Source organism: Crocosphaera sp. Alani8, from assembly GCF_038442745.1.
GTDB lineage: Bacteria > Cyanobacteriota > Cyanobacteriia > Cyanobacteriales > Microcystaceae > Crocosphaera.
Genome location: NZ_JARVCN010000224.1, coordinates 1 through 5342, shown reverse-complemented (window position 1 = coordinate 5342; position 5342 = coordinate 1). Strand labels below are relative to the sequence as shown.

Genomic DNA, 5342 nt, shown 5'->3' with positions numbered 1-5342 from the left:
GGCCTAAGTTTTCGCAGCGAGTGACCCCTGGCTTTTTGAGAAGATACAAAAAAGTTCATTCTCAAGTTATCCAGCAAGTTTTAAGAACTCTCGACAGAGCTTGGGATGAGATGAAAGCCAGAGGTTTTGTTTTTCCACGCTTTAAAAACAAGTAAGTAAGTCAGCAGAATTAATTGTATATTTTATGGTATAGTTTTATCAGCATTGTGAGCGATTAATATTTAATATTTGTCTGGCCATTGCGGAGATATGTGTCTTTAATGAATTGTCAACTAAAAAAAACGGGGTTCACCCTGGGAAAAAAGGATTACAAGGATCTAATAAATGAGATATATTAAAGGATTAACTCCTGAAAATTTGAAAATTTTAACAAGGATTTATCAAAGCAGCAAATATTATCAAGTAAGGGCTAGAGTTTGGCCAGTGTGTGAACATCTTAGAGTGGGTATGTTTTCGGGGAGATGTGTACTTTGCCAAGGTCAACAAGGATTGTACGAGTCAGACTTGTCCCAACTGTGGCGCACACACTGGAAAGAAAACTTTAGATGTCAGGGTTCATCACTGTAATGAGTGTGGGTACACCACCACAAGAGATTTAGCAGCTAGTCAAGAAATTAGGAATCGAGGCATAAGTGCGCTAGGGCATAACGTACCAGAAAATGTCTGTGGACTGGATGCGACGGGGAGCATCGGGTACGATGTTCTAGTTGGTGGGGAACGAAGCAAAAAACTAGCATTGTGAGGTGTTAGAATCCCTCGTTTTCAACGAGGGAGTATGTCAAAATGAGGGAATAATTGGGGCTTCAAGCCTCCCTCCTTTTGATACAGAGAGGTTTTGATGGGAACTACCAAGACCGCTCTCCTTTAGGCAGTGGAGTGTCAATTCGATTATCATTTAGTTGTTTAACTAAAATTTTTGATAAATACTATGTTTGTTCTACGTTATTGTGTGTGTGTGAGTGTGGGTCTGTTGGCCATATTATCTTGGAATACTAGATTAACAGCCCAAACAACGTTATCTATAGAAGGAGAATCAGACGCAGCAAAGTTAAGCTTAGACTCTGAGCTTTCTCAACCCCGTGTTAGTGAGATCAAGAAAATGAAAGGGTCGTCTACTCCCTCTAACAAGCAAAAAGATGCCTCAACTGCAGATGGAAAAGGGATCGATATGTTGTCCCAGTCCGCAACCCCCCCCAGTCTACGGGAATCCGAGGAATATTCAGAAACCATCCTTGAACAATTACCTCCCAATAACCTTAACCCCAATGGGAATCCTCTTTTGCGTCCCACTAAACCAGAGGACGTAGAAACAACAATTAATAAGCCTTTGACTCTCAACGAAGTGATTGCCATAGCCCTACAAAATAATAGAGAGTTAGAGGAATTTCGTATTCAAGTAGAAGAAGCGAAAGCCGTTTTAGTCCAGCAGAGGGCAGACCTATACCCCACCATCGAAGTAGATTCCAGAATAAACCGCGACTTTATCGAACGTCAAAGTGGGGATTTTGCTCGGGGAATTCCTGAGAATGTGGTGGAATCCAGGCAAACCACAGGTCTTTTTAACGTGGCTCTAAGATACGATATCTATACCGGCGGAGAACGGGATGGTGAGATTAAAAGAGCAGAAAGAGAAATCCGTGATCGTCAATTGCAGTTAGAACAAAGCGCGGAAGGAGTACGCTTTGAAGCCACAGATAATTACTATCTCTTACAAAACTCTGACGCACGAGTGGCCATCGCTCAAGCAGATGTAGAAAACGCCTCCCAAACCCTACGAGATGCTCAATTATTAGAACAAGCTGGTTTGGGTACTAGATTCGATGTTTTGAGGGCTGACGGGGACTTAGCCACAGCCAATGAAGCTTTAACTCGAGCAGTAGCCAATCAACGAACCGCAAGACGCAGATTAGCAGAAACTCTTAGTCTAGGGCAACACGTTCAACTGGTGGCGGCGGATGAAATTACAGAATCTGGGGTTTGGAATCTTTCCCTGGAAGAAACTATTGTTCAGGCCTACAAAAATCGCGCTGAGTTAGAACAACAGTTAGTGCAACGGGAAATTGCTGAACAAGACCGTCGTATTGCTATGGGGGGTCAGGATGGTATAATTCCGAGGTTAGATTTTCTTGCCCAATACGGATTTGATGATGACTTAGATAATGCTCTGGGGGCGTTGGTCAATTATCGTTTTGAAACTCGCTTGAGTTGGCGATTATTTGATGGGGGAAGGGCTTTTGCTGGTGCCAGAGCAGCAGAACGCCGCATAGATCGGGCTAATGTTAGATTTGCTGACCTGCGTAACGAAATTCGCTTCGAGGTTGAAGAATCCTATTATAGTTTGATTGCTAATCGAGAAAATATCAGCAGTACTGAAAAAAATGTACGCACTCGAGAAGAAGCCCTCCGACTAGCGAGATTACGTTTCCAAGCAGGGGTAGGTACTCAAACAGAAGTTATTGATGCCCAACGAGATTTGTCCCAAGCACGGGTCAATTTCTTAGAAGCTATCATCGAATACAATCGCTCCCTCAACTCCCTGCAAAGAGCGGTGAGCAACTACCCTGATAACCGTCTCTTTCAAATCAGGTAAACTCTACCTTTGATTAATTTTCTTTGCGATCTGTAGTCTCAACTATTGAATCCTGTGAACAAATTGCTTATAATTTCTTAACATTATAAGTAATAATTGTTTTATTAATCGGCGTAATCCAAGGAGAGCAAATGACTATTAAATTTGTTAAAGAAAATAAAGAGGTTGTGGCGGCACAAGGGTCTAACCTAAAAAAGATAGCTTCAAACAATAAAGTTGATATTTATACCTTCAAAGGTAAGCTCATGAACTGTGGCGGTTACGGGCAATGCGGAACCTGTGTGGTAGAAATCGTGGAGGGGATGGGAAATCTTTCCCCTCATACCGATGTTGAACAACGATTTCTCAAGAAAAAACCTGACAATTACCGTCTCGCTTGTCAAACCCTAGTCAACGGACCAATCGCAGTGGTTACTAAGCCGAAAAAGTAGATGGCAACCATTGCCGTCATTGGCCGTTGTAATGATATTCTAAAAGTTGTTGTCCTTATTTAATAACATAGAGGTTCATTATCCATGGAAGTTAACGATCTTGGTTTTATTGCAACTATTCTTTTTGTTTTAGTTCCTACCGTATTCCTACTTATCTTATACATTCAAACCCGTGAGGAAACGGAATCTTAAGCTATTTTTCATAAATGCTTAATTTGAGATGACGGGGAAATTTCAACTGTAGAAATTCCCCTCTTTTTTAACTTACACTCAATAACATCAATTCATCGGACATTTCAAAGTTAGCGGTTACATTTTGCACATCATCCAGGGATTCTAAAGCTTCGATAAGTTTAATAATCGATTTAGCTTGTTCATCGTCCTCGATTTCAATTAAATTATTAGCAACCCATCGCAGTTCTACTTCGGTGACGTTGAATTTTTGATTGTTTAATATTTGACTTAATGCATCCAAATTAGTCATGTCTGTGAACACTTCTGCGGACTGTTCCCCTTCTTCATCGTACAACTCATAACTTTGGGCTTCCCCCTCCATCGACGCTTCTAAGAGGCTATCCTCATCGATTTTGCCTTCTATTCTAACCACTCCTTTTTGCTCAAACATCCAACTCACGCAACCAGTTTCCCCCAAGTTACCACCGTTTTTAGTAAAGGCGGATCTCAAGTCGGCTGCAGTACGGTTTCTGTTATCGGTGAAGGCTTCTATGAGAATAGCAACTCCCCCAACCCCATAGCCTTCGTAGCGAATTTCTTCGTAAATGGTATCGTCGTTTTCGTAGGTTCCAGCACCTTTGGCGATCGCCCGTTCGATGTTATCATTGGGTATACCTGCAGCTTTGGCTTTTTCTATGGCTGTCCGTAGTTGAAAATTCCCATTTGGATCAGCAATACCGTGTTTAGCCGCTACAATAATTGCACGAGATAACTGAGCAAATGTTTTTCCTTTTTTAGCATCCACTCTTTCTTTTTGGCGTTTAATATTTGCCCATTTACTGTGTCCTGCCATAAGAATATTATTAATAACTATCTTCTTACTATTTTAGCTTATTTAGAGGTTATACTGCTCTTGAATTGATAAGAATTTATTACTAGCTTCTTCTGCATTCTGAGCAATTTTAGCAAATTCCATAAATCGCTTTAATTCTTTTCTCAATAAATTCTTTTCTACTTCCCAGGTAGCTCGGTCTAAGTTAGGAGGCAATACTACCATATCATAAATTATTGCCTGTTTTTTATCGGGATGGGGTCGTAATACTCTTCCTCTTCTTTGGATAAACTGATGAGGGTTTCCACTGCTGGCTAGAATAACCGCTTGTTTAATTTCTGGAATGTCAATTCCTTCGTCCAAACAACGAATAGAAACTAATCCTTGCAAGTCCCCTTTTTGAAATTGCTGACGTATTTTTTCCCTTTCTTCTAAAGTATTTTCTGCGGTATAAGTATTCACTCGATAGCCTAATTCTCTCCCTAAAATACGAGTAACTGCTGCAATTTGCTTTTGATAGTTTTTAGGTTCATTTTCTAAATAGCCATCTCCACAATAAAAGAGAGTATGGTTAGTTTTTAGAAGATTTTTCATCAATTCTCTTAGGGCGATTAATTTATTTTCTGCTACTCCGATTAAACGGGATCTTTGAATTAGTAATGAGGTTAGATTATCTTTATTTTTAAGATTATCGTTTTGACCTAATGCCCAACCAATACGTTGAGTTAATTTAGCATAAGTAAGGGCTTCTGATTCTGTTAAATTAACAAAAATAGGATAGTATAAATAAGGTACTAATGCTTGTTTTTTAATAGCATCAGCTAAAGTAAATTCTGGTTTAATAACTATTCCAAAATAGTTGAGTAAAGCATCGGTTCCTTCTTCATCAAAGTATCGTTCTGGAGTAGCAGATAAGGCTAATCTTAAGCCAATATTACGGGGTAAACTGCTTTCTAAACGGGGGGAACCTAAACGATGTGCCTCATCACCAATAATTAAAGTTTTCTCGGGGAAAAATTTAACTTGTGATTGAAATCCTTGATTAATTAAGGTGGAATTAGTAGTAATAATAGTTAAAAAAGGTTTTCTATTCGCCTGAATATTATACAATTCTGTTGATAATGTTCCTTGCCAGTTATAAACGCTTTCAAAAGCTAAGACAGGATTCAAATTAAATTTTTTACATTCTCTCTCCCATTGCTTAACCAAATGAAGATAAGGGCAAATAATCAATAAAATTTGTAATTTAATTTTCTCGTATAATTGAAGCTTCTCAAAAAGTCTGGGGGGACTCGCCGAAAGTTAGGGGACAAAG

Annotated in this window: 5 protein-coding genes and 1 pseudogene; 4 read left to right on the top strand and 2 right to left on the bottom strand. The window is 39.5% G+C overall.

All coding sequences use genetic code 11. The features are described from left to right. Positions 1-427 precede the first annotated feature (427 nt). From P9B04_RS13555 to psbM, 4 genes are all read left to right on the top strand, one after another. Positions 428-742, top strand: coding sequence for a zinc ribbon domain-containing protein (locus P9B04_RS13555; protein ID WP_342055519.1), 315 nt, complete (start codon positions 428-430; stop codon positions 740-742). A 186-nt stretch (positions 743-928) separates the two neighbouring features. Next, entirely contained in the window at positions 929-2590 is a 1662-nt protein-coding gene (locus P9B04_RS13550) for a TolC family protein (RefSeq protein WP_342055518.1), read from the top strand. A 131-nt stretch (positions 2591-2721) separates the two neighbouring features. Continuing rightward, positions 2722-3021, top strand: coding sequence for a 2Fe-2S iron-sulfur cluster-binding protein (locus P9B04_RS13545; RefSeq protein ID WP_342055517.1), 300 nt, complete (start codon positions 2722-2724; stop codon positions 3019-3021). 84 nt (positions 3022-3105) lie between these two features. Next, entirely contained in the window at positions 3106-3213 is a 108-nt protein-coding gene (gene psbM, locus P9B04_RS13540; RefSeq protein WP_009546127.1) for a photosystem II reaction center protein PsbM, read from the top strand. Between the two features lie 67 nt (positions 3214-3280). Here psbM and P9B04_RS13535 read toward each other — a convergent pair whose 3' ends face one another. Both P9B04_RS13535 and P9B04_RS13530 read right to left on the bottom strand, forming a co-directional pair. Next, the gene (locus P9B04_RS13535) at positions 3281-4048 is read right to left on the bottom strand and encodes a YebC/PmpR family DNA-binding transcriptional regulator (protein ID WP_342055516.1); all 768 of its coding nucleotides are present in this window, start codon (positions 4046-4048) and stop codon (positions 3281-3283) included. 42 nt (positions 4049-4090) lie between these two features. Further along, a pseudogene (locus P9B04_RS13530) lies at positions 4091-5296 on the bottom strand (helicase-related protein); the annotation flags it as partial. Between the last annotated feature and the right edge of the window lie 46 nt (positions 5297-5342).

Excerpts from the sequence above, each read along its gene's own strand:
- psbM (WP_009546127.1), top strand. The coding sequence starts at position 3,106 with ATGGAAGTTAACGATCTTGGTTTTATTGCAACTATTCTTTTTGTTTTA.
- P9B04_RS13545 (WP_342055517.1), top strand. The coding sequence starts at position 2,722 with ATGACTATTAAATTTGTTAAAGAAAATAAAGAGGTTGTGGCGGCACAA.
- P9B04_RS13535 (WP_342055516.1), bottom strand. The coding sequence starts at position 4,048 with ATGGCAGGACACAGTAAATGGGCAAATATTAAACGCCAAAAAGAAAGA.
- P9B04_RS13550 (WP_342055518.1), top strand. The coding sequence starts at position 929 with ATGTTTGTTCTACGTTATTGTGTGTGTGTGAGTGTGGGTCTGTTGGCC.